12 protein-coding genes, 27 tRNA genes, 2 rRNA genes and 6 pseudogenes are annotated in these 22,274 nt (G+C 36.3%); 44 read left to right on the top strand and 3 right to left on the bottom strand.

Translation table 11 applies throughout. The features are described from left to right. The first annotated feature begins 66 nt into the window (after nucleotides 1-66). From ABLV95_RS07160 to fumC, 38 genes and pseudogenes are all read left to right on the top strand, one after another. Nucleotides 67-2,991, top strand: a 23S ribosomal RNA gene (locus ABLV95_RS07160). Between the two features lie 81 nt (nucleotides 2,992-3,072). Continuing rightward, nucleotides 3,073-3,187: ribosomal RNA gene (rrf, locus tag ABLV95_RS07155) — 5S ribosomal RNA — on the top strand. A gap of 10 nt (nucleotides 3,188-3,197) precedes the next feature. Continuing rightward, nucleotides 3,198-3,273, top strand: a tRNA-Val gene (locus ABLV95_RS07150). Between the two features lie 14 nt (nucleotides 3,274-3,287). Then, nucleotides 3,288-3,363: transfer RNA gene (locus tag ABLV95_RS07145), tRNA-Thr, on the top strand. Between the two features lie 6 nt (nucleotides 3,364-3,369). Beyond that, nucleotides 3,370-3,445: transfer RNA gene (locus ABLV95_RS07140), tRNA-Lys, on the top strand. Nucleotides 3,446-3,458: 13 nt separating this feature from the next. Next, a tRNA-Leu gene (locus ABLV95_RS07135) sits at nucleotides 3,459-3,540 on the top strand. Nucleotides 3,541-3,543: 3 nt separating this feature from the next. Continuing rightward, a tRNA-Gly gene (locus ABLV95_RS07130) sits at nucleotides 3,544-3,618 on the top strand. Between the two features lie 7 nt (nucleotides 3,619-3,625). Beyond that, nucleotides 3,626-3,711, top strand: a tRNA-Leu gene (locus ABLV95_RS07125). A gap of 23 nt (nucleotides 3,712-3,734) precedes the next feature. Next, a tRNA-Arg gene (locus tag ABLV95_RS07120) sits at nucleotides 3,735-3,808 on the top strand. A gap of 8 nt (nucleotides 3,809-3,816) precedes the next feature. Further along, nucleotides 3,817-3,890, top strand: a tRNA-Pro gene (locus ABLV95_RS07115). Nucleotides 3,891-3,907: 17 nt separating this feature from the next. Next, nucleotides 3,908-3,983, top strand: a tRNA-Ala gene (locus ABLV95_RS07110). Nucleotides 3,984-4,011: 28 nt separating this feature from the next. Beyond that, nucleotides 4,012-4,085, top strand: a tRNA-Met gene (locus tag ABLV95_RS07105). A gap of 27 nt (nucleotides 4,086-4,112) precedes the next feature. Continuing rightward, nucleotides 4,113-4,186 (top strand) — tRNA-Ile (locus tag ABLV95_RS07100). Nucleotides 4,187-4,197: 11 nt separating this feature from the next. Then, nucleotides 4,198-4,290, top strand: a tRNA-Ser gene (locus ABLV95_RS07095). A 42-nt stretch (nucleotides 4,291-4,332) separates the two neighbouring features. Then, a tRNA-Ser gene (locus ABLV95_RS07090) sits at nucleotides 4,333-4,425 on the top strand. 13 nt (nucleotides 4,426-4,438) lie between these two features. Next, nucleotides 4,439-4,510, top strand: a tRNA-Met gene (locus ABLV95_RS07085). A 12-nt stretch (nucleotides 4,511-4,522) separates the two neighbouring features. After that, nucleotides 4,523-4,598 (top strand) — tRNA-Asp (locus ABLV95_RS07080). A 10-nt stretch (nucleotides 4,599-4,608) separates the two neighbouring features. Further along, nucleotides 4,609-4,681, top strand: a tRNA-Phe gene (locus ABLV95_RS07075). Between the two features lie 11 nt (nucleotides 4,682-4,692). Continuing rightward, nucleotides 4,693-4,768: transfer RNA gene (locus tag ABLV95_RS07070), tRNA-Thr, on the top strand. 7 nt (nucleotides 4,769-4,775) lie between these two features. Continuing rightward, nucleotides 4,776-4,859 (top strand) — tRNA-Tyr (locus ABLV95_RS07065). 17 nt (nucleotides 4,860-4,876) lie between these two features. Next, nucleotides 4,877-4,950: transfer RNA gene (locus tag ABLV95_RS07060), tRNA-Trp, on the top strand. Between the two features lie 2 nt (nucleotides 4,951-4,952). After that, nucleotides 4,953-5,025: transfer RNA gene (locus ABLV95_RS07055), tRNA-His, on the top strand. Between the two features lie 11 nt (nucleotides 5,026-5,036). Beyond that, a tRNA-Gln gene (locus tag ABLV95_RS07050) sits at nucleotides 5,037-5,108 on the top strand. Nucleotides 5,109-5,116: 8 nt separating this feature from the next. Then, nucleotides 5,117-5,190, top strand: a tRNA-Cys gene (locus ABLV95_RS07045). Nucleotides 5,191-5,197: 7 nt separating this feature from the next. Beyond that, nucleotides 5,198-5,272: transfer RNA gene (locus ABLV95_RS07040), tRNA-Gly, on the top strand. Between the two features lie 18 nt (nucleotides 5,273-5,290). Further along, a tRNA-Gly gene (locus ABLV95_RS07035) sits at nucleotides 5,291-5,365 on the top strand. A gap of 18 nt (nucleotides 5,366-5,383) precedes the next feature. Continuing rightward, nucleotides 5,384-5,458, top strand: a tRNA-Gly gene (locus ABLV95_RS07030). A gap of 19 nt (nucleotides 5,459-5,477) precedes the next feature. After that, nucleotides 5,478-5,552: transfer RNA gene (locus ABLV95_RS07025), tRNA-Gly, on the top strand. A 41-nt stretch (nucleotides 5,553-5,593) separates the two neighbouring features. Beyond that, nucleotides 5,594-5,679 (top strand) — tRNA-Leu (locus tag ABLV95_RS07020). Between the two features lie 223 nt (nucleotides 5,680-5,902). Then, nucleotides 5,903-6,986 (top strand): annotated as a pseudogene (locus ABLV95_RS07015) (PTS transporter subunit IIC). A gap of 168 nt (nucleotides 6,987-7,154) precedes the next feature. Continuing rightward, nucleotides 7,155-8,618, top strand: coding sequence for an ABC transporter permease subunit (locus tag ABLV95_RS07010; RefSeq protein ID WP_460876702.1), 1,464 nt, complete (start codon nucleotides 7,155-7,157; stop codon nucleotides 8,616-8,618). Beyond that, nucleotides 8,611-9,333 carry an amino acid ABC transporter ATP-binding protein gene (locus ABLV95_RS07005; protein WP_427706987.1) on the top strand — a complete coding sequence of 241 codons (723 nt, stop codon included), beginning with the start codon at nucleotides 8,611-8,613 and terminating at the stop codon, nucleotides 9,331-9,333. Before ABLV95_RS07010 ends, ABLV95_RS07005 begins: the two co-directional genes overlap by 8 nt. Nucleotides 9,334-9,513: 180 nt before the next feature. Next, entirely contained in the window at nucleotides 9,514-10,644 is a 1,131-nt protein-coding gene (gene queG / locus ABLV95_RS07000; protein WP_460872759.1) for a tRNA epoxyqueuosine(34) reductase QueG, read from the top strand. Nucleotide 10,645: 1 nt separating this feature from the next. After that, nucleotides 10,646-11,117 (top strand): annotated as a pseudogene (trmL, locus tag ABLV95_RS06995) (tRNA (uridine(34)/cytosine(34)/5-carboxymethylaminomethyluridine(34)-2'-O)-methyltransferase TrmL). A 184-nt stretch (nucleotides 11,118-11,301) separates the two neighbouring features. Then, entirely contained in the window at nucleotides 11,302-11,901 is a 600-nt protein-coding gene (locus tag ABLV95_RS06990) for a glucosamine-6-phosphate isomerase (protein WP_460872758.1), read from the top strand. Between the two features lie 23 nt (nucleotides 11,902-11,924). Further along, nucleotides 11,925-12,110, top strand: coding sequence for an SAS053 family DNA gyrase inhibitor (locus ABLV95_RS06985; protein ID WP_427706989.1), 186 nt, complete (start codon nucleotides 11,925-11,927; stop codon nucleotides 12,108-12,110). Nucleotides 12,111-12,318: 208 nt separating this feature from the next. After that, on the top strand, nucleotides 12,319-12,735 hold the full coding sequence (locus tag ABLV95_RS06980) for a hypothetical protein (RefSeq protein ID WP_460876699.1): 417 nt from the start codon (nucleotides 12,319-12,321) through the stop codon (nucleotides 12,733-12,735). A 245-nt stretch (nucleotides 12,736-12,980) separates the two neighbouring features. Then, nucleotides 12,981-14,366: pseudogene (gene fumC, locus ABLV95_RS06975) on the top strand (class II fumarate hydratase). Nucleotides 14,367-14,434: 68 nt separating this feature from the next. On the opposite strand, the gene ABLV95_RS06970 reads toward fumC, so the two are convergent. Then, nucleotides 14,435-15,262 carry an RluA family pseudouridine synthase gene (locus tag ABLV95_RS06970; RefSeq protein WP_046466323.1) on the bottom strand — a complete coding sequence of 276 codons (828 nt, stop codon included), beginning with the start codon at nucleotides 15,260-15,262 and terminating at the stop codon, nucleotides 14,435-14,437. A 196-nt stretch (nucleotides 15,263-15,458) separates the two neighbouring features. Between ABLV95_RS06970 and ABLV95_RS06965 the strand changes: the two genes are divergently transcribed. The 3 genes and pseudogenes from ABLV95_RS06965 to ABLV95_RS06955 all read left to right on the top strand — a co-directional run bounded on the left by ABLV95_RS06965 (nucleotide 15,459) and on the right by ABLV95_RS06955 (nucleotide 18,602). Further along, complete coding sequence (locus ABLV95_RS06965) at nucleotides 15,459-16,568, top strand: GAF domain-containing sensor histidine kinase (protein ID WP_460876697.1); 1,110 nt, start codon at nucleotides 15,459-15,461, stop codon at nucleotides 16,566-16,568. A 20-nt stretch (nucleotides 16,569-16,588) separates the two neighbouring features. Further along, nucleotides 16,589-17,212 (top strand): response regulator, encoded by a 624-nt coding sequence (locus ABLV95_RS06960; protein WP_460872755.1) that lies wholly within the window; start codon nucleotides 16,589-16,591, stop codon nucleotides 17,210-17,212. Nucleotides 17,213-17,332: 120 nt separating this feature from the next. Next, nucleotides 17,333-18,602: pseudogene (locus ABLV95_RS06955) on the top strand (dicarboxylate/amino acid:cation symporter). Between the two features lie 130 nt (nucleotides 18,603-18,732). Here the strand turns inward: ABLV95_RS06955 and ABLV95_RS06950 are convergent. After that, a complete protein-coding gene (locus tag ABLV95_RS06950; protein WP_427706996.1) occupies nucleotides 18,733-19,077 on the bottom strand; it encodes a hypothetical protein in 345 nt (114 codons plus the stop codon). Nucleotides 19,078-19,359: 282 nt separating this feature from the next. Here ABLV95_RS06950 and ABLV95_RS06945 point away from each other — a divergent pair, with 282 nt between their 5' ends. After that, a complete protein-coding gene (locus ABLV95_RS06945; RefSeq protein WP_460876695.1) occupies nucleotides 19,360-19,671 on the top strand; it encodes a hypothetical protein in 312 nt (103 codons plus the stop codon). Nucleotides 19,672-19,980: 309 nt separating this feature from the next. Then, nucleotides 19,981-20,123, top strand: a pseudogene (locus ABLV95_RS06940) (IS5/IS1182 family transposase); the annotation flags it as partial. Between the two features lie 324 nt (nucleotides 20,124-20,447). Here the strand turns inward: ABLV95_RS06940 and purU are convergent. Continuing rightward, nucleotides 20,448-21,299, bottom strand: coding sequence for a formyltetrahydrofolate deformylase (purU, locus tag ABLV95_RS06935; RefSeq protein WP_427707000.1), 852 nt, complete (start codon nucleotides 21,297-21,299; stop codon nucleotides 20,448-20,450). 431 nt (nucleotides 21,300-21,730) lie between these two features. Here purU and ABLV95_RS06930 point away from each other — a divergent pair. Continuing rightward, nucleotides 21,731-22,196 (top strand): annotated as a pseudogene (locus tag ABLV95_RS06930) (helix-turn-helix transcriptional regulator). Nucleotides 22,197-22,274 lie beyond the last annotated feature (78 nt).

Genomic DNA, 22,274 nt, shown 5'->3' with positions numbered 1-22,274 from the left:
AGAACACTCACAGATTAATAACATTTTAGGTCTTCAACCGATTTTTTTCGTGTTGAAAGTCGAAAAGATTAAGTTATTAAGGGCGCACGGTGGATGCCTTGGCACTAGAAGCCTACGAAGGACGTTACTAACGACGATATGCTTTGGGGAGCTGTAAGTAAGCTTTGATCCAGAGATTTCCGAATGGGGAAACCCAACACGAGTTATGTCGTGTTATCGATATGTGAATACATAGCATATCTGAAGGCAGACGCGGGGAACTGAAACATCTTAGTACCCGCGAGAAGAGAAAGAAAAATCGATTCCCTGAGTAGCGGCGAGCGAAACGGGAAGAGCCCAAACCAACGAGCTTGCTTGTTGGGGTTGTAGGACACTCTATACGGAGTTACAAAAGAACAAATTAGACGAATCATCTGGAAAGATGAATCAAAGAAGGTAATAATCCTGTAGTCGAAAGTTTGTTCACTCTTGAGTGGATCCTGAGTACGACGGAACACGAGAAATTCCGTCGGAATCCGGGAGGACCATCTCCCAAGGCTAAATACTCTCTAGTGACCGATAGTGAACCAGTACCGTGAGGGAAAGGTGAAAAGTACCCCGGAAGGGGAGTGAAATAGAACTTGAAACCGTGTGCTTACAAGTAGTCAGAGCCCGTTAATGGGTGATGGTGTGCCTTTTGTAGAATGAACCGGCGAGTTACGATTTGATGCAAGGTTAAGCAGTTAATGTGGAGCCGTAGCGAAAGCGAGTCTGAATAGGGCGTTGAGTATTTGGTCGTAGACCCGAAACCAGGTGATCTACCCATGACCAGGCTGAAGTTCAGGTAACACTGAATGGAGGGCCGAACCGACTTACGTTGAAAAGTGAGCGGATGAGTTGTGGGTAGCGGAGAAATTCCAATCGAACCTGGAGATAGCTGGTTCTCTCCGAAATAGCTTTAGGGCTAGCCTTAAGTAATGATTATTGGAGGTAGAGCACTGTTTGGACGAGGGGCCCTTATCGGGTTACCGAATTCAGACAAACTCCGAATGCCAATCAATTTTATCTTAGGAGTTAGAACGCGGGTGATAAGGTCCGTGTTCGAAAGGGAAACAGCCCAGACCACCGGCTAAGGTCCCAAAATATATGTTAAGTGGAAAAGGATGTGGCGTTGCCCAGACAACTAGTATGTTGGCTTAGAAGCAGCCATCATTTAAAGAGTGCGTAATAGCTCACTAGTCGAGTGACACTGCGCCGAAAATGTACCGGGGCTAAACATATTACCGAAGCTGTGGATTGTCCGTAAGGACAGTGGTAGGAGAGCGTTCTAAGGGCGTTGAAGCATGATCGCAAGGACATGTGGAGCGCTTAGAAGTGAGAATGCCGGTGTGAGTAGCGAAAGACGGGTGAGAATCCCGTCCACCGATTGACTAAGGTTTCCAGAGGAAGGCTCGTCCGCTCTGGGTTAGTCGGGTCCTAAGCTGAGGCCGATAGGCGTAGGCGATGGATAACAGGTTGATATTCCTGTACCACCAAATTTCGTTTTAAGCGATGGGGGGACGCAGTAGGATAGGCGAAGCGTACTATTGGATTGTACGTCCAAGCAATGAGACTGAGTGTTAGGCAAATCCGGCACTCTTAAGGTCAAGTTGTGATGGGGAGAGGAAATTGTTTCCTCGAGTCGTTGATTTCACACTGCCAAGAAAAGCCTCTAGCTAGAATTTTGGTGCCCGTACCGCAAACCGACACAGGTAGTCAAGATGAGAATTCTAAGGTGAGCGAGCGAACTCTCGTTAAGGAACTCGGCAAAATGACCCCGTAACTTCGGGAGAAGGGGTGCTCTTTAGGGTTAACGCCCAGGAGAGCCGCAGTGAATAGGCCCAAGCGACTGTTTATCAAAAACACAGGTCTCTGCTAAACCGTAAGGTGATGTATAGGGGCTGACGCCTGCCCGGTGCTCGGAAGGTTAAGAGGAGTGGTTAGCTTCGGCGAAGCTACGAATCGAAGCCCCAGTAAACGGCGGCCGTAACTATAACGGTCCTAAGGTAGCGAAATTCCTTGTCGGGTAAGTTCCGACCCGCACGAAAGGCGTAACGATTTGGGCACTGTCTCAACGAGAGACTCGGTGAAATCATAGTACCTGTGAAGATGCGGGTTACCCGCGACAGGACGGAAAGACCCCGTGGAGCTTTACTGTAGTCTGATATTGAAATTCGGTACAACTTGTACAGGATAGGTAGGAGCCTTTGAAACGTGAGCGCCAGCTTACGTCGAGGCGTTGGTGGGATACTACCCTTGCTGTGTTGGATTTCTAACCCGCACCATTTATCATGGTGGGAGACAGTGTCAGATGGACAGTTTGACTGGGGCGGTCGCCTCCTAAAGAGTAACGGAGGCGCTCAAAGGTTTCCTCAGAATGGTTGGAAATCATTCATAGAGTGTAAAGGCATAAGGAAGCTTGACTGCGAGACTTACAAGTCGAGCAGGGTCGAAAGACGGACTTAGTGATCCGGTGGTTCCGCATGGAAGGGCCATCGCTCAACGGATAAAAGCTACCCCGGGGATAACAGGCTTATCTCCCCCAAGAGTTCACATCGACGGGGAGGTTTGGCACCTCGATGTCGGCTCATCGCATCCTGGGGCTGTAGTCGGTCCCAAGGGTTGGGCTGTTCGCCCATTAAAGCGGTACGCGAGCTGGGTTCAGAACGTCGTGAGACAGTTCGGTCCCTATCCGTCGTGGGCGCAGGAAATTTGAGAGGAGCTGTCCTTAGTACGAGAGGACCGGGATGGACATACCTCTGGTGTACCAGTTGTCGTGCCAACGGCATCGCCGGGTAGCTATGTATGGACGGGATAAGTGCTGAAAGCATCTAAGCATGAAGCCCCCCTCAAGATGAGATTTCCCAACTTCGGTTATAAGATCCCTCAAAGATGATGAGGTTAATAGGTTCGAGGTGGAAGCATAGCGATATGTGGAGCTGACGAATACTAATCGATCGAAGACTTAATCAAATTTAAAAAGTGTTTTGTTTGGCATTATCAAATTTTACTTACTATCTAGTTTTGAATGTATAATTTTTATACAGTTCATTGTCTGGTGACAATGGCAAGGAGGTCACACCTGTTCCCATGCCGAACACAGTAGTTAAGTTCCTTAGCGCCGATGGTAGTCGGACTTACGTTCCGCAAGAGTAGGACGTTGCCAGGCAATTTTATACGGAGGATTAGCTCAGTCGGGAGAGCATCTGCCTTACAAGCAGAGGGTCGGCGGTTCGAACCCGTCATCCTCCACCATTTATTTTTTAATAGCCGGCCTAGCTCAACTGGTAGAGCAACTGACTTGTAATCAGTAGGTTGGGGGTTCAAGTCCTCTGGCCGGCACCATGTTTTGAGCCATTAGCTCAGTTGGTAGAGCATCTGACTTTTAATCAGAGGGTCAGTGGTTCGAGCCCACTATGGCTCACCATTATTTTAATATCGCGGGTGTGGCGGAACTGGCAGACGCACTAGACTTAGGATCTAGCGCCTCACGGCGTGGGGGTTCGACTCCCTTCACCCGCATATGCAGAAGTAGTTCAGCGGTAGAATACGACCTTGCCAAGGTCGGGGTCGCGGGTTCGAATCCCGTCTTCTGCTCCATTATTTTGCCGGGGTGGCGGAACTGGCAGACGCACAGGACTTAAAATCCTGCGGTGAGAGATCACCGTACCGGTTCGATTCCGGTTCTCGGCATTATCCCATGAAAATAGAATTATGCGCCCGTAGCTCAACTGGATAGAGTACTTGACTACGAATCAAGAGGTTACAGGTTCGACCCCTGTCGGGCGCACTATTTTACGGGAAGTAGCTCAGCTTGGTAGAGCACTTGGTTTGGGACCAAGGGGTCGCAGGTTCGAATCCTGTCTTCCCGATATCCTTAAAATAATATGGGGGCTTAGCTCAGATGGGAGAGCGCCTGCTTTGCACGCAGGAGGTCAGCGGTTCGATCCCGCTAGTCTCCACCATATATTTAAATGCAATCTAAATTACAACGGCGGCGTAGCTCAGCTGGCTAGAGCGTACGGTTCATACCCGTGAGGTCGGGGGTTCGATCCCCTCCACCGCCACTAATTATTAGTTGTAAATTATATTTAGGACCTTTAGCTCAGTTGGTTAGAGCTAACGGCTCATAACCGTTCGGTCGCAGGTTCGAATCCTGCAAGGTCCATATAATTTTTTGGAGGAATACCCAAGTTCGGCTGAAGGGATCGGTCTTGAAAACCGACAGGAGCTTAACAGCTCGCGGGGGTTCGAATCCCTCTTCCTCCGCCATTTTTATAATAATTGAATATAATTTATTTACCTAATATTTTTGGAGGAATACCCAAGCCCGGCTGAAGGGATCGGTCTTGAAAACCGACAGGGGCTTAACGGCCCGCGGGGGTTCGAATCCCTCTTCCTCCGCCATTAATATTATCACCGCGGGATGGAGCGGCGGTAGCTCGTCGGGCTCATAACCCGAAGGTCGGTGGTTCAAATCCGCCTCCCGCAATTTTTTATTTTAGGTCCCGTAGTGTAGCGGTTAACACGCCTGCCTGTCACGCAGGAGATCGTGGGTTCGAATCCCATCGGGACCGCCATTATTGTTATGGTTCAGTAGCTCAGTTGGTAGAGCAATGGATTGAAGCTCCATGTGTCGGCAGTTCGACTCTGTCCTGAATCATTTTAATGCAAGCCGGCCTAGCTCAACTGGTAGAGCAACTGACTTGTAATCAGTAGGTTGGGGGTTCAAGTCCTCTGGCCGGCACCATCTTTCGGGAGGGGTAGCGAAGTGGCTAAACGCGGCGGACTGTAAATCCGCTCCTTCGGGTTCGGCAGTTCGAATCTGCCCCCCTCCACCATATAACTTTAATTTAATAGGGGCATATTTCAACGGTAGAATACAGGTCTCCAAAACCTTTGATGTGGGTTCGATTCCTACTGCCCCTGCCATGGCGGTTGTGGTGAAGTGGTTAACACATCGGATTGTGGTTCCGACACTCGTGGGTTCGATCCCCACCATCCGCCCTTTGTATTTTTGGGCTATAGCCAAGCGGTAAGGCAACGGACTTTGACTCCGTCACTCGTTGGTTCGAATCCAGCTAGCCCAGTTTTTATTGGCGGCATAGCCAAGTGGTAAGGCAGAGGTCTGCAAAACCTCTATCACCGGTTCAAATCCGGTTGCCGCCTCCATCAATATGCGGGAGTAGTTCAATTCTTAGAACACGTTCCTTCCCGGAACGAGGTATAGGTGTAAGTCCTATCTTCCGCTCCATATTAATTTATATCCCATGCGGGAGTAGTTCAACTCTTAGAACACGTTCCTTCCCGGAACGAGGTATAGGTGTAAATCCTATCTTCCGCTCCATATTAATTTATATCCCATGCGGGAGTAGTTCAATTCTTAGAATACGTTCCTTCCCGGAACGAGGTATAGGTGTAAGTCCTATCTTCCGCTCCATATTTAATATTATTTGCATGCGGGAGTAGTTCAACTTTTAGAACACGTTCCTTCCCGGAATGAGGTATAGGTGTAAGTCCTATCTTCCGCTCCATCGATACTTCCACACTGGGAGTTTTTTATTTATTTAATTGGGCCGGCGTGGCGGAATTGGCAGACGCGCGGGACTCAAAATCCCGTTCCATTGATTTGGAGTGTCGGTTCGATCCCGACCGCCGGTATATATAACGTACTTAGATGTACATGTTAAGCAATCTCATAAGATGGGGTTGCTTTTTTATGTTTAAACTTAATTAACTGCTAATGCCTTTAATTATTTTACTTAATTGCTAAATATCACTTTATAAAACTATGTATGCAATATTAATATAATCAAAGTAAATATTGTAGTTTTTGGTAAAGTATAATATTATTAGTCTAATGTTATATTTGGAGGAAAATTCAATGGTTAAAACTAAAACAACCAAAACTAAAACAACTAAACCAAATGGAAAGCAATTTTTTGGTAATATCTTACAAGCTGTTGGCGCAGGGGTAGTTATTGCGTTAATACCTAATGCATTATTAGGTGAACTATTAAAGTTTTTTAAAGAAGGTAATGAGTTATTAGAAACAATATATCAATTAGTAGTTATGATTCAATCATTTATGGCTTTTATTATAGGTGTATTAGCTGCGCACCAATTTAAATTTAATGGTGCAGGTGCTACGATGATAGGTGTTTCTGCTATGTTAGGTAGTGGAGCTGTTAAAATTACTCCTGATGGATTTATACTAAATGGTATTGGTGATATTATTAATACTATTTTAGTTGTAATTATTGCTTGCTTTTTATACTTAATATTACAAAATAAATTAGGTTCATTAGAAATGATCTTGTTACCAGTTATTATTCCTGTAGTAAGTGGAATTATTGGTCTATATACATTAGGCTATGTATCTAATGTTACAAAAGGTTTAGGCCACGTAGTGCATTCATTTACTGAACTCAATCCATTATTGATGTCAGTATTAATATGTGTGACTTATTCGTTGCTGATGGTAACGCCAATATCGGTTGTAGCTATTGCAACAGCAATTAGCCTATCTGGACTAGGTAGTGGTGCGGCCAATATGGGAATTGTTGCGGCTTGTGTTACATTCTTATTTGGATCAATCAGAGTTAATGGTGCTTGGTGTGAATTTAGTATTAATTATTGGTGCGGCTAAGATGATGATACCTGTCTATTTCAGACATTTAATTATCGCGATACCTTTAACAATTAATGGTATTATAGGTGGCTTGATTGCTTACTTTATTGGGATTGAAGGTACACCGATGTCAGCTGGTTTTGGTTATACAGGACTTGTAGGACCAATTAATGCCTTTAACCGTATGTCTGGAGATCCAACAATGAATATCATATTGTTAATTTTTGGTTATTTCATTATTCCTTTTGTTGCAGCATTTTTTGTTCATGAGTTATGTAAAAAATTCATTGGTAGATATACTGATGAAATATACAGTTTTGAAATTCCTAAACAGTAATCTTAAGAGACCTAATATTTATTAGGTCTTTTTTTATACATAAATAATGCATATTTTGTAATTTTTAGAAAAAAACCTCTCTTATACATAGCTTTTATATAAAAAGTTATTGAATAATATTACGTTATTATGTATAATAATTAATTATATAGAGAGGGGCTAACCAAGATGAAACACATTATTAAACTATTTATGGTCTTTATTATATTTATTAGCGCCATAATTACATACATAAATCCTGATGCTCAGGCGACAGAAGAAGACCAATGGGATAAAATTAAGGAACGTGGAGAATTGAGAGTGGGTTTATCTGCAGATTATGCACCTTATGAGTTTGAACATAATGTGAATGGTAAATCTGAATATGCCGGTATTGATATTGATTTGGCAAAGAAAATTGCAAAGGACAATGATGTAAAGCTAAAAATTGTTAATATGCAATTTGATAGTTTGTTAGGAGCAATTAAAACTGGGAAAATCGATTTAATCATTTCTGGAATGACACCAACACCTGAACGTGAAAAAGAGGTAGATTTTTCAAATCCATATATGACGGTTGAACAAAAAATGATCGTTAAAAAGTCTGAAGCAGATAGATTTCAAAATATAGATGATTTTGCTAATCAAAAAATTGGTGTACAAAAACAAACACAACAAGAAAAAATTGCACAAACAGAAATTGAAAATGCACAAATACAATCTTTAACGAGAGTGCCTGAAGTAATCATGTCATTGAAGAGTGGCAAAATCAACGGGATGGTTATTGAAGGACCAGTTGCAGAAGCTTACTTGAAACAAAATGAAGATTTAGCATTTGCAGATGACGTGCAATTTAATGAAGGTACGAAACAAACAGCAATTGCAGTACCTAAAAATTCCCCTGAATTAATGGAAAGACTTAATGCTACTATTAAAGATGTTGAAGATAAAGGTTTACTAGCAGATTATAAAGCATCAGCTGCAGAAGCGATGAAAAAGGATGAAGGAAATTTCTTTACTAAATATGGAAACTTCTTTATAAAAGGTATTAAAAATACGATACTCATTTCAATTGTGGGAGTAGTGCTAGGGGCAGTGTTTGGCGCATTTATTGCATTATTAAAACTAAGTAAAGTTAGAGTTTTAAGATGGTTAGCTTCGGCTTATATTGAATTCTTAAGGGGCACACCATTGCTCGTGCAAGTATTTTTAGTTTATTTCGGCACAACTGCAGTATTAGGTTTAAATATCTCCGCATTAATTTGTGGTATGATCGCGCTTGTAATTAACTGTTCTGCATATATTGCTGAAATTATTAGAGCCGGTATAAATGCAGTAGACAAAGGACAAACTGAAGCCGCACGTAGTTTAGGATTATCTTATGGTCAGACTATGAAATCAGTTGTATTACCACAAGCGATTAAAAATATTTTGCCTGCTTTAGGTAATGAGTTTGTAACAGTGATTAAAGAATCTTCTATAGTATCTGTAATCGGTGTTAGTGAAATTATGTTTAATGCACAAGTAGTTCAAGGTGCTTCATTTGATCCGTTCACACCATTGATCATAGCAACTATACTGTATTTTATTCTCACATTTACATTATCTAGAATTATGTATTTCTTTGAAGGGAGATTGAAAGTTAGTGATTAATATTAAAAATTTATACAAGTCATTTGGTAAAAATGAAGTTTTAAAAGGCATTGATTTTACTGTAAACCAAGGCGAAGTTGTAGCTATCATAGGTCCTTCAGGTAGTGGGAAAAGTACCTTACTGCGTTGCATGAATCTACTAGAGACGCCAACAAGTGGCGAAGTTATATTTAAAGATAATAATTTAACGAGTAAAGATACAGAATTAGAAAAATTGCGTCAACAAATGGGAATGGTATTTCAAAATTTCAATTTATTTCCGCATAAAAAAGTAATAGATAACGTTATTTTAGCTCCTAGTTTATTAAAAAAAGGGAATCAAAATGACTTGAAAAAAGAGGCCCAGTTGTTATTAGAAAAAGTGGGTTTAGAGGATAAAGCTGATGCATATCCAGCACAATTATCTGGCGGTCAAAAGCAAAGGGTAGCAATTGCTAGAGCATTAGCAATGAACCCTGAAGTTCTATTGTTTGATGAACCTACATCAGCTCTAGATCCAGAGGTTGTAGGAGACGTATTGAAAGTTATGAAGGATCTAGCTAAAGAGGGTATGACAATGGTAGTTGTAACCCATGAAATGCACTTTGCTAGAGATGTAAGTGATAAAGTAGTATTTATGGCTGATGGTGTCATCGTCGAGTCTGGGACACCAGAAGAAGTCTTTGACCACCAACAACATGAAAGAACGAAAAACTTTTTATCAAGAGTTTTATAATTAATTAAAAATAAGACTAAGTTGGTAACATAGTATTGTTTAAAATCAATCTTATGTTATCGATTTGGTCTTTTATTTTATTATATTTAAATTATAATAAAAGTAATATAGCTAATACGCCAAAGCCATACGAATGTGTTAAACTGTACAATGTATGTTTTTAAGGTGGGGTGTAAGAAAATGGATTTAAACCAATTAAAACAAGATGTTATAGACTATGCCCATTCAATTGGTATTGATAGTATTGGTTTTACGACAGCTGATCCTTTCGATGAAATGAAGCAAAAGTTAGTGGATTATCATGCAAAAGGGTATGCATCTGGTTTTGAAGAATCTGATATAGAATTAAGAACAGAACCGAAATTAAATTTGCCAACAGCAAGATCTATTATTGCAATAGGCGTTGGCTATCCAAATAAATTAAAAGGTGCGCCTAAAAGTGTCCGCGGAGACAGAAGAGGTATGTTTGCTAGAGCTTCTTGGGGGCAAGATTATCATAGTATTATGAGGAAACGGTTAGATAAATTGGGTGAGTATTTAGAATCTAGAGTAGAAGACGTTGAAATTAAATCAATGGTAGATACTGGCGCATTGTCTGATCGTGCTGTAGCAGAACGTGCAGGACTTGGGTTTGTAGGAAGAAATGGCTTCGTCATCAATCCTGACCTTGGTACATGGACGTATTTAGGAGAGATGCTAGTTAGTATACCTTTTCCGCCTGATGACCCGTTAATCGATAGCTGTGGCGATTGTACGATTTGTGTCGATCGTTGTCCAACAGGAGCACTCGTTGGAGATGGACAGTTAAATAGTCAGAAATGTATTAGCTTTTTAACTCAGACGAAGGGTTATCTAGAAGATGAATATCGTTATAAAATTGGCAATCGTCTTTATGGATGTGATACCTGTCAACAAGTATGCCCGAAAAATAAAGGGATTAATACACAGCATGACGATATAGAATTAGAACCTGAAATTTTAAAACCAAGGCTCGTGCCTTTATTAAAAATGAGCAATAAAGAATTTAAAAATACTTATGGTCATTTAGCAGGGGCATGGAGAGGTAAGAAACCGATTCAACGTAATGCAATTATTGCTTTGGCACATTTTAAAGAAGAAACAGCAATACCTGAATTACAAGATGTTGCGTTAGATGATCCAAGACCTATGATTAGAGCTACAGCATATTGGGCGATAGGACAAATTCAAGGCGAGGTCGCTAGACCATTTATTGCACAACATTATGAAAATGAACTAGAAGAGGTTCAAATTGAAATGTTAAAAGGACTTGAAACGAGGAGCGAAAAATAGAATGACAAACCACATAGTACTATTTCAACCACAGATACCTGGTAATACAGGCAGTATTGCAAGAACATGTGCGGGCACATATACACATTTACACTTAATTAAGCCACTTGGTTTCAGTACAGATGATAAGATGCTAAAGCGTGCTTGGATTAGATTATTGGGAAACTGTTAATATCACTTATCATGAAAGTATTGAAGACTTTTTTGAAGCAACAGAGGGTACTTATTATTTATTAACTAAATTTGGTAAGAAAACATATTCAGATTTTGATTTTACTGATACTACTCACGATCACTTCTTTATTTTCGGACGTGAAACGACTGGATTACCTGACTGGGTGAAAGAGACATATCAAGAAACGGCGTTACGTATCCCAATGAATGATAATATTAGATCATTAAACTTATCTAATACAGCATCATTGCTCATTTACGAAGCGTTAAGACAACAAAGTTTTCCAGAATTACATTAATAAATGCGCTAAATGAATGAAAATAATGTGATAGATTTGTATAATAGAGATAAGTCTTATAACTTAGCATTTAATTAATCAAATTGGTACATTAGTAATGTTGTGGTTTATCTCCATTACATCAAGGGTATTAATAAAAATAATGCTAGAACGCGTCTTAATAAAAAAGAGGAGTGTAATTACTATGGCAATGAACTTTAAAGTTTTAGAAAACGAAAAAATTGTAGCTGAATATGCTGCAGATATATTAAGAAAACAATTTAACAACAATCCGACAACTATTGCAGGTGTACACCTTTCTAATGATAATTCACCAGTATTAGATGAATTAAAGAAAAATGTAGATAATCATCCTGTAGACTTTAGTCAAATTAACATTTTAGATTATGATGATAACAAATCTTATTTTGAAGCTTTAGGTGTGCCTGAAGGTCAAATTTATAATGTTTCATTTAATGAAGACACTGAATCATTTATTGGTGATAAAATTAAAACAAAAGAAAATAAAGGTAAATTGATTACACAAGTACTATCAATTGATACTAATGGTAAATTGAACGTAAGTGTAAAACAAGGTCTATTTTCAGCACGTGAAGTTATTTTAATTATCACTGGCGCTGACAAAAAAGAAGTTGTTCACAAATTATATGAAGAAAATGGTAAAACAAGCTTTGAACCTTCAGATTTAAAAGCGCATCGTATGGTGAATGTAGTTTTAGATGAAGCGGCAACAGAAGGGTTACCTGAAGATGTAAGACATTATTTCACAGCACGTTTTGCTTAATATATAAATGTGAGGTGATAGGTATGACAAACAAAAAAGATAATAAACATTTACAAAATGATGTACCTGAACCTGAAAATGAAATGGTCAGTGACTACGAAGATGTAGTAGAACTTGGTAAGGAAATGGAACAAATTTCCGAGAAAAATGATGAGGATAAGTTAGATAAATCTCATGATCCAGAAGTTCGTTCAGATTTAAATGATTAGTTTTAACATAGCTCTTTGGGGGATTTTTTATTCACAAAGGGCTATTTTTATGTCTATTAATAGCAAATGAGATTTTGGAAAAATGAAAATTAATCTGTTTTGATAGTCAAATACTGTGATAAATTATTTTCAATTTAAAAAGAAATGCCAAGTTAAAAGTGAATGTGTTATTATTAAATCATTATTGGATTTAAGGAGACTTATACATATGTTAAGTAAGTATTGGAAATACATTATGATTAGTGCTGTCATTGTTAATTTAATTTCTATTAAGGGTTTTCCTATGGCGATTGGTGCACTTTACTTACCCGTGTTATTTAAAGTTATAAAATTGCAGATAAATTTATCGCGTGGGCTTGTTGATCAAGTTAATGCTTCAACGTTCGTTAAAGGTAACCAAACTGGAATTATTATAAGTGTGATATGTTGTATTGTAATAACTGTATTGTTGTTTAAACCATTAGGAGATTTTTATAGTAGTTTAACTGGATTTTTAGGTACATTAGTTACGATTAGTCCTGTTACTATGGTTATCGGTGCGATTCTACTCATATTAACAGCTGTAGGTGTAATACAAGCGACAAAAGTACAATTCAACAAAATAAACATTACTAAAGAAAGCTAAATTGTATAGTTACTAGATGATTTATAAAAAAGTATAGTTTATATAAAATGCCGTAAAATCTTAATGATTTTGACGGTATTTTTTTGTGGAAAAGTGAAGGGTTCTAATTAATAAGGTAAAATAATAACTCATAAATTCAATTTAAAATAAAATAATATGTAAACGCTCTATAATACGATTGCCCCTTTAAAATAATTAATGCTATACTAAAGCTGAATAACGAATAATGAAGGGGAGAATTTGAAATGTCAGTTAGAATTGAACATGATACATTCGGTGAAATTGAAGTACCTGCAGAAAAATATTGGGGTGCTCAAACAGAAAGAAGTAAACGTAACTTTCCAGTAGGCAAAGAACAAATGCCAATTGAAGTTGTTTACGGATTTGCTCAGTTAAAAGAGGAGCAACATTAGCTAACAATGAATTAGGAAAACTATCGGACGCTAAAAAAGATGCCATTGTTTATGCTTGTGACCGTGTCATTAATAAAGAGCTAGATGAACATTTCCCATTAGTGGTTTGGCAAACAGGTAGTGGCACACAAAGTAATATGAACGTAAACGAAGTTGTGAGCTATGTAGCTAATGAATATTTAAAATCACAAGGCAGTGATGAAACGATACATCCTAATGATGACGTTAATAAATCACAAAGTTCAAATGATACTTTCCCAACAGCAATGCATGTGGCATTATACAATGAAGTAGAAACAAAACTTGAACCAGCTTTAAAAGCGTTACGTGATACTTTTAAAGAAAAAGAAGAACAATTTAACGATATTATAAAAATTGGCCGTACGCACTTACAAGATGCAACGCCTATTCGTTTAGGACAAGAAATTAGTGGGTGGCGTTTCATGCTTGATAAATGTGAAACTTTATTAGGTGAATCAAAAGCACACATCTTAAATTTAGCGATTGGTGGTACAGCTGTAGGTACAGGTATTAATGCGCATCCTGAATTTGGCGATAAAGTAGCTAAATTCATTTCGAAAAATACAGGTTATGCATTTGTTTCATCTGAAAATAAATTCCATGCATTAACAGCACACGACGAAGTGGTTCAATTACATGGTACTTTAAAAGCATTAGCAACTGACTTAATGAAAATTGCTAATGATATAAGATGGCTAGCATCAGGCCCGCGCGCAGGACTTGCTGAATTATCTATTCCTGAAAATGAACCTGGTTCATCTATAATGCCTGGGAAAGTGAACCCGACACAATGTGAAATGTTAACAATGGTAGCGGTACAAGTTATGGGTAACGATACAGCAGTCGGTATTGGAAGTTCTCAAGGTAACTTTGAACTTAACGTATATAAACCTGTCATCTTGCATAACACGTTGCAATCAATTTACTTATTAGCAGATGGCATGCAAACATTTAATGATAATTGTGCAGTTGGTATTGAGCCAATTCATGAAAATATAGATAATTATTTAAACCAATCATTAATGCTAGTGACTGCTTTAAATCCACATATTGGATATGAAAATGCTCGCAAGTATTGCTAAAAAAGCACACCGTGAAGGTCTTACATTAAAAGAATCTGCAATACAATCAGGTCATGTGACTGAAGAGCAATTCGAACAATGGATTAAACCTGAAGATATGGTTGAACCAAAATAAAAGATATTAAAAAGCCAACGCTTCTTTAAATAGAACGCGTTGGCTTTTTTGTATTATATTAATATGATTTAAACTTCATCGTCCATACTTACTGAAATCGTTTCTTGCGTAAGTGGATGGATAAATTCAATTTTATAACTATTTAATTGAAGCTGTCTTAATGTTGAATTACCATATAATGGATCACCAATTACTGGATGACCAATTTCAGCTAAGTGAACGCGAATTTGATGGGTTCTACCTGTATCTAATTTTAAATCTACTTCACTTACATCTTCTTTAATCATTTTAGAATTAATGATATGTGTAATTGCAGTTTGTCCAGTAGGTGACACTCTACGTTTATTAGAGTGGAATTTATCTTTGCCAATTGGCATATCGATCGTTTGTGGTTTGATAGGTAATAAACTGTGCACATTTGCTTTATAAATACGGTCAATTTCATTTTCTTCTAGCATACGATCTAGAATTTTTTTCATTAATGGATTTTTAGCAACAATCAATAAACCAACCGTTTCTTGGTCTAAGCGATGTATTGGCTCAACGTAATCACTTTTGACTGTATAGATAACATGATTCATTAGTGTATTACTTTCTTTTAAATCATTCGGGTGTGTTTTAACGCCTTTTGGCTTCATCACAACAGCGATATCGTCATCTTCGTAATAAATTTGAGCATAGCGATAACTTGGTAAATAGTTGCTTACTTCTTCTGGTGTAGGAATATAAGCTACGTCACCAGTATTTACTTTAGACATTAATGTTGCCGGTTCATCGTTAATTGTAATTAACTTAGACATATTTAAATTATGTAAGTCTTTTTTAGGTAAGTGCAATTGTTGAAAAATTTCTCTCAATGTTAATTGATTATATTTAATAGGGATTTCAAATTTCATAGTATCCTCCTTGATTATCATATATAATCATACCATAAACAACGTGTTAAAAATATTAGACATAGTAATTCTATGAAATTTATTTTATTGTTAATTAAATCATTTTAAAGGTTAATCGAAACTGTATTTTTCAATTAGTTTATGAGCCTGTATAATGTATGTAAAGTAATATTGTATAAAAGAATGGACTGGTTAAATGGAAAAACCGACTAGACTTGCTTTATTAAAAGAAATTGCAGAATTTTTAAATGTAGAAACAGAAACATATAGTATGATGCAAGGTGCATTGAAGTCTTTAATTCAAGGAAGTGAGTTTACAACAGGCTGGATTTTCTTTATTGATGATTCAGGTCAACATGAGCTTGTATCTCATATAGATTTACCAGGCGCATTAGCCAAACAAAATTGTAAATATATGTGTGAAGGCACGTGTTGGTGTGTTCAAGCTTATCAAAATAAGAAATTGACCAAAGCATCTAATATCATTAATTGTTCGCGTATCAACCTTGCAAACCGTGCATATCATGATGAAACAGATGGTGTCACGCATCATGCAACTGTACCGCTAAGGTCAGGGGATGAACAATTCGGACTATTAAATGTTGCTACACCACATACAACGCATTATAGTGAAGAAGATTTAGAAATGCTTGAGTCTGTAGCGTTTCAAATTGGCTCTGCAATCAAACGTATTTGGCTAACAGATCAAGAAAAAGAAGCAGCTCGTATAAGTGAACGAAATCGCTTAGCAAGGGACTTACATGATTCAGTGAATCAAATGCTTTTTTCTGTAAAATTAACAGCCCATGCGACTGAAGGAATTACTAATGAAGAAGTATCGCGCAAGGCTTTTCAAGTGATAGAACAAACAAGTCAACAAGCTGTTAACGAGATGCGAGCTTTGATTTGGCAATTAAAGCCAGTTGGACTAGAACAAGGTTTAGTTAACGCACTGAAAAAGTACAGTACGCTTTTACAACTTGAATTAACTGTTAAAGTAGATGGTCTGATCAATTTACCAAGTATAATTGAAGAAAATATTTATCGTATTATACAAGAAGCAATGAATAATACAAAAAAACATGGTGGTACAACACAAATAGATTTATCGTTGATTCAAAAAGATGGTTATCTAACTATTGATATAGTAGATCAAGGCAAAGGTTTTAATATTAATAAATCCAATCCACCAGACACTCATGGTTTAAGTAATATGAGACAACGTACAAAATTGATTAATGGTAAATTAGAAATAGATTCAACTCAAAATAAAGGCACTACAATTCATATAGCAGTTCCATTATAGTTTTTGAAAGGAAGTTTAACATGCATCGAATTATACTCGTAGATGATCATCATATCGTAAGACAAGGATTAGAATTCCTACTATCCACTGTTGACGATATAGATGTTATAGGAGGGTTTTCAGACGGTAAATCTTTCTTTGAATATTTAGAAACAAATGAATTACCTGATATTGTATTGTTAGATTTAGTTATGCCTGAAATGAATGGTATTGAAATTACAGAAAGAATGAAAAAGGCGTATCCAGAAGTGAAAATATTAGTCCTTACAAGTTATGTGGACGATGAACATGTAATTTCCGCTATTGATAAGGGTGCAGATGGATACGAGATGAAAGATGTAGAACCAGACCAATTAATAAAAACAATTAAGAAAGTACTTTCAGGTGAGAAAACGATACATCCTCAAGCGCAAAGTGTCATCGAAGCGGTGAGTAAAAAGCCACATTTTACTAATAAATTATCAAAGCGTGAATCAGAAGTATTGGCAGAGATGGCTAAAGGTAAAACAAATAAAGAAATTGCAGAAACACTGTTTGTTTCTGAGAAAACTATAAAAACACATGTCAGCCATATTTTCAATAAACTTCAAGTAACTGATCGCACACAAGCGACGATATATGCGATGCAAAACAATCTCATTTAAGATAGCGAAGGCATAGTATTGGAAGCGCATTCATTTTTTTGTAATTATTTTCAAATTTTACTTTTAATTATATAATATTACTATATAATACAGAGTAATAAACAATAGGGGGATAATGCAATGAAAACAAAAAACCTTTCAATGAAGATTGTCATAGCATTAATATTAGGTATTGCCATTGGTTCTATTTTTAATATGTTTGCACAATCTGCATTTGTAGTAAATGTTGATAAATACGTATTTAATGTTATTGGACAAATTTTCTTAAATTTAATATTTATGTTAGTAGTACCAGTAGTATTTGTATCAATCGTTTTAGGAGTAGTAGGGGTTGGGGACCCGAAACTACTAGGTGGTATAGGTTTAAAAACAATTACATTCTTTTTAGCAACTACAGCTTTAGCAATTACAATCGGTATAGCTTTAGCATTAATATTTAACCCAGGCGAAGGTAAGTCAGATTTATTAAATAGTGAAGATGTTTCTAGTTATCAAAAAACTTTAGATAAAGAAGAGGGCTCACAAAGTGTCTGCAGCCAGTCAATCGTTCGATCAAACTTTAATTAATCTATTTCCAAAGAATCCATTACAATCAATGACTGATGAAAATATGCTTCAAATTATTACATTTGCTATTTTTATTGGGGTCGGTATTATTATGGTCGGTTCTAAAGCACAAATGGTACATAAGTTTTTTGAACAAACCAATGAAGTACTCATGTATATCGTGACCATGATTATGAGTGTCTTTGCACCAATTGGTACATTTGGTTTAGTTGCACATGCCTTTACAGGAGCTGGTTTTGGTGCTATTAAACAATTAGGTATGTACTTCTTTATTGTACTGTTAGCACTCGCAATTCATTTCTTCGTGGTATACGGTTCAGCAGTTAAATTCATGGGAAAAACAAGCCCATTGAAATTCTTTAAAGCATTTATACCAGCGATTTCGCTTGGATTTAGTGCTTCGAGTTCAACAGCAACGTTACCAGTCTCACTAAGATGTACGAAGAAAATGGGAGTGAGACCTGAAATTGCATCCTTTGTCCAACCTTTAGGTGCGACAATCAATATGGATGGTACAGCAATTATGCAAGGGGTAGCAACAATCTTTATTGCTCAAATTTCAGGTGTGGATCTTTCATTTGGACAACTTATTACAGTAGTAGTAATTGCAGTCGTAGCATCCATTGGAACTGCGGGTGTCCCAGGTGTCGGCTTAATTATGTTAGCAATGGTATTAAATGCAGTTGGATTAGACCCAGCAACAATCGGTATTATTTTAGGTATAGATAGATTGTTAGATATGACAAGAACATCTGTAAATATTACTGGTGACGCGGCTTGTGCGTTGATTATTTCAAACGCAAGCAGACAGAAAAGATGCTAAAAAGGCTCAAGCATAAATAGTTAATAATATTTTAATAAAAAAGCCTCCCATTCAATTGTTTGAATGGGAGGCTTTTTGCATGTCAATTATAAATATGTATAACTATTAGTTTAGATGAGAGCAAAAATACTTAATTTCTATAGTAAGAATGATTCTCCTCTTTAATTTTATTAATGGAGTTGTAAAGTTCTACAAATCGTTTGCCATCTTTACGATTTACTTGGTCGAAGATCCATGATTCACCATCGTTATCTATTATGACAATGCGGAATGGAGAAAATGAAAACCCAAATTTAACATTTTTGACTTCATTAAAATGAAAAGCATCTTTATTTTCTGTTCCTTTAAGTGGTCCGCTTGCTTGAAACCGAATTTCATCATTTAGAAGTGTTAAAGTACCCGGAATTGTTTGAGCTGTAGAAACTTTCATAGCGGCGTATAGCGAAAACGCTGTATTGTGTGTCTGTATTGTCATAGCCGAGCCTCCAATTTTAGTGAAATTTTTCTTAGTATATCATTTTTTAATGTATGCAACAAATAAGAGATTAACTTAATATAAATTATAATTAAAAATTTAAATACAAACATAAAGTTTTTCGAAATATATTCATATAAAAACTTTAAAAATTCTGAATATTTTGTTAGTGTTATAACCAAGTTGCAAGGTAGTCAAAATAAGTTGCAACATTTTAAGGAGGAATTTTCTATATGGATACATTAAATTTTATGAAAAGTAAGGGGTTAGCAAGTTTAATGGTTGCTCGCTTTAATTATTTCGTTAGTAGGTGTCTTCAATAGTGCAAGTGCCGCAAGTATAGATAATCCGGTAGAAGTTAGCAAGAAAGATGAGAGTACAGTACATCTTAAATTAAAAGAAGGTATCAAGGGTACTCAAGCTGAAGATGGAGCGGTTACGCTTACTGATGAAGATGGAGAATCTAAAGAATTACCTACGGAAGTAGAAAAAGATGGAGAAACAGTTAAGATAAAATATACAGAAACTGACGATGGATATGATATGGAAGTTTTAAGTAAAGAGACAACACGTACACAAGCAGACTCAATGTAACAATTCTTTGTTTTAAAAAATTAAATGATTGATTCCTAAAAATTATTTTTTAAGAGAATAGAATATCAGTAATCATGATAAATTAAATCATTCAAACTAAAAAAGAGCCTTTATAGTTTCTTTCAGAGTGTCGACAAAGTCTCCGACTTTGTTGGCACTTTTTTGTGCACGCTTTCCGCGGGCACAGCCTCAGCCTGTAGTCTTCGGCTAGTGCTTTTCCCGCAGGAGTCGGCACGAATTAGTGGCATTTTTCAAACAAAAATAATGTAATATATTTAAATTAAACAGTGGTGGTGTTTGTAATGTTGAATAAATCAATTGATAAAAGAGATAGAAACGAACGTAGCTTACCATTGGTAGTAAGGTTAAACTATTTAGATAAAGTACCTCGTTTAGGTACATTTAGTAAAAACTATACACGCCGTTTTCATGATACAGATTTATTTTCACAAAGAATGTGAAAATTTTTAAAACAACGTGTGAAAAGTTTGAGAACCTACGAAAGATATTAATACAGACAAAGTCTGGTTAAGCTCTGTTATAGAACAGTTAACGTTAAAATTAAAGCTGTTCATTTAGATTGTATTGAATCTAAAAAATCTAATTGCATCACTTAATAGTGAGCATGTAAATAAAAAAACGAGATAATACCTAAAGATTCTAGGTATTATCTCATTTATAAAAATCACACTTATAATAGAAGATATTGATAGTTATTATTAAAAAATGATACATGAGCATATGGTAACAGCGAGTAGTACACGCCGTTTTTACTATTAATTAAATACGATTGTTTTATTTCCTTTTGTAACTATTACTTTATGTTGAACGTGGTATTCAACAGCTTGTGCTAATACACTTGATTCAACATGACGACCAATTTTTCTTAAGTCTTGAACATTATAACGATGATTAATACGTGTTACATCTTGATCAATGATAGGGCCTTCATCTAAGTCAGATGTTACATAGTGACTCGTAGCTCCGACAAGTTTCACTCCACGTTCCCAAGCTTGTTTATAAGGATTTGCTCCAATAAATGAAGGTAAGAAGGAATGATGAATATTGATGATTTGATTTGGATATTGGCTCACGAAATCGTCACTTAAAATTTGCATATATTTTGCTAATACAATGAGTTCAATTTCGTGTTTGCCACAAATATCTAAAATATATTTCTCAACTAAATCTTTAGCATCGTTGCTAGGCACATAATAAAAAGGAATATTAAACGTTTCTGCAAAATGTCTATTATTTTCGTGATTACTGACAACACATACAATTTCCGCAGGTATTTCTCCACGTTTCACTCTCAGTAAAACTTCATTGAAAGCATGATCTTCTTTTGAAACAAATAAGGCAATTTTAGTTTTATGACTATTATCGAATAAGTTAAATTCAATATCATTTTCACTTAGTGTTTTTTCTAAAGCTTCTTTTACTAAAGGCACTTTATTAAATTCAAATCGTAAATATAATTTTCCATCGGCATCTTGTGCATGATCATATTCTGTAAAGTGATCTAAATGTAAAATATTAGAATCATATTGTGAAATGATATTTGTGATTAATGATGTAATTCCAACTTTGTCTGAACATGTTGCTAGTAATATGTATTTATCTTCCATTTTAAGCACCTCTAATTTTGAAAAGTAACTCAGAGTATAATGAAGATTCTGAAAAAAGTAAACGGTTATAGCTCAATTTAATAACTTTTAAATTTTTTAAATCTTTTTCTATGCGCAAATGGGTAAAGTAGGCTATAATGATTAATAGTGTTTTTATCTTAAAAGAGTAATAAGTAATTTAAGAAAATAACACTTTTCACAAAAATAATACGCTTACAATCAAAATGTTTTTTGTTTGTAACTTATTTATAAGATATAAGATTGATTATTTTGATAATTGCGCCAATGATAAAAAACAATGAAAATTTCATTTCACTCTTTTATTTTCTTGAAAATTGTATTAAGATGTAATTTGTGTTTCAAGAAGCGTGTATTATTGCAATTTCTTGTGTCCGGATAAAATATTCTTTTATGAAAGGTAGATTAAAGTAATGGATAGACAGCATTTCACAGATTTAATTCAAACAAAATTTAAAATGGTACGTATTGAAGCGAGGTTATACGCAAGATACGATGGCCCAAACTATTGGTCTTTCAAAAAAGACATTAGTTCAAATAGAAAAAGAGAGAGTATTACCTAACTGGACTACGTGTGTATCAATTTGTGCGTTATTCAGAGATTCAGATGTTCTAAATAGTACTTTTGGTTGTGATCCTTTAGAAATGGTACAAACGATTTCTCGTAATCATTGTGCATACCCTAACCATTCTACAACAAGTGACATATACTGGAATACGATTGATAGCCGCAACGGTTTCATCTTACAAAGTAATAAAGTAAGTGATATCTATCGTGTACTTAATAACGAAACGCAACCAATATTTGGAACGTCTAAATTAAGAGAAGCTGAAACATACTTCGGCAGAATATCAAAAGAAGAATTAATGCACGTATAATATTAATTCATTTTGTGATAGGAGAATCATTATTTATATAATTGGGTGACATGGGACTTTAAATTGTATATGAATGAT

Origin of the sequence: Staphylococcus sp. Mo2-1 (assembly GCF_046721385.1) — a bacterium.
GTDB lineage: Bacteria > Bacillota > Bacilli > Staphylococcales > Staphylococcaceae > Staphylococcus > Staphylococcus equorum_A.
The sequence above is the reverse complement of the archived record's forward strand: the minus strand, read 5'-3'. Positions and strand labels throughout refer to the sequence as shown.

Excerpts from the sequence above, each read along its gene's own strand:
- ABLV95_RS07010 (WP_460876702.1), top strand. The coding sequence starts at position 7,155 with ATGAAACACATTATTAAACTATTTATGGTCTTTATTATATTTATTAGC.
- queG (WP_460872759.1), top strand. The coding sequence starts at position 9,514 with ATGGATTTAAACCAATTAAAACAAGATGTTATAGACTATGCCCATTCA.
- ABLV95_RS06990 (WP_460872758.1), top strand. The coding sequence starts at position 11,302 with ATGGCAATGAACTTTAAAGTTTTAGAAAACGAAAAAATTGTAGCTGAA.
- ABLV95_RS06985 (WP_427706989.1), top strand. The coding sequence starts at position 11,925 with ATGACAAACAAAAAAGATAATAAACATTTACAAAATGATGTACCTGAA.
- ABLV95_RS06980 (WP_460876699.1), top strand. The coding sequence starts at position 12,319 with ATGTTAAGTAAGTATTGGAAATACATTATGATTAGTGCTGTCATTGTT.
- ABLV95_RS06970 (WP_046466323.1), bottom strand. The coding sequence starts at position 15,262 with ATGAAATTTGAAATCCCTATTAAATATAATCAATTAACATTGAGAGAA.
- ABLV95_RS06965 (WP_460876697.1), top strand. The coding sequence starts at position 15,459 with ATGGAAAAACCGACTAGACTTGCTTTATTAAAAGAAATTGCAGAATTT.
- ABLV95_RS06960 (WP_460872755.1), top strand. The coding sequence starts at position 16,589 with ATGCATCGAATTATACTCGTAGATGATCATCATATCGTAAGACAAGGA.
- ABLV95_RS06950 (WP_427706996.1), bottom strand. The coding sequence starts at position 19,077 with ATGACAATACAGACACACAATACAGCGTTTTCGCTATACGCCGCTATG.
- purU (WP_427707000.1), bottom strand. The coding sequence starts at position 21,299 with ATGGAAGATAAATACATATTACTAGCAACATGTTCAGACAAAGTTGGA.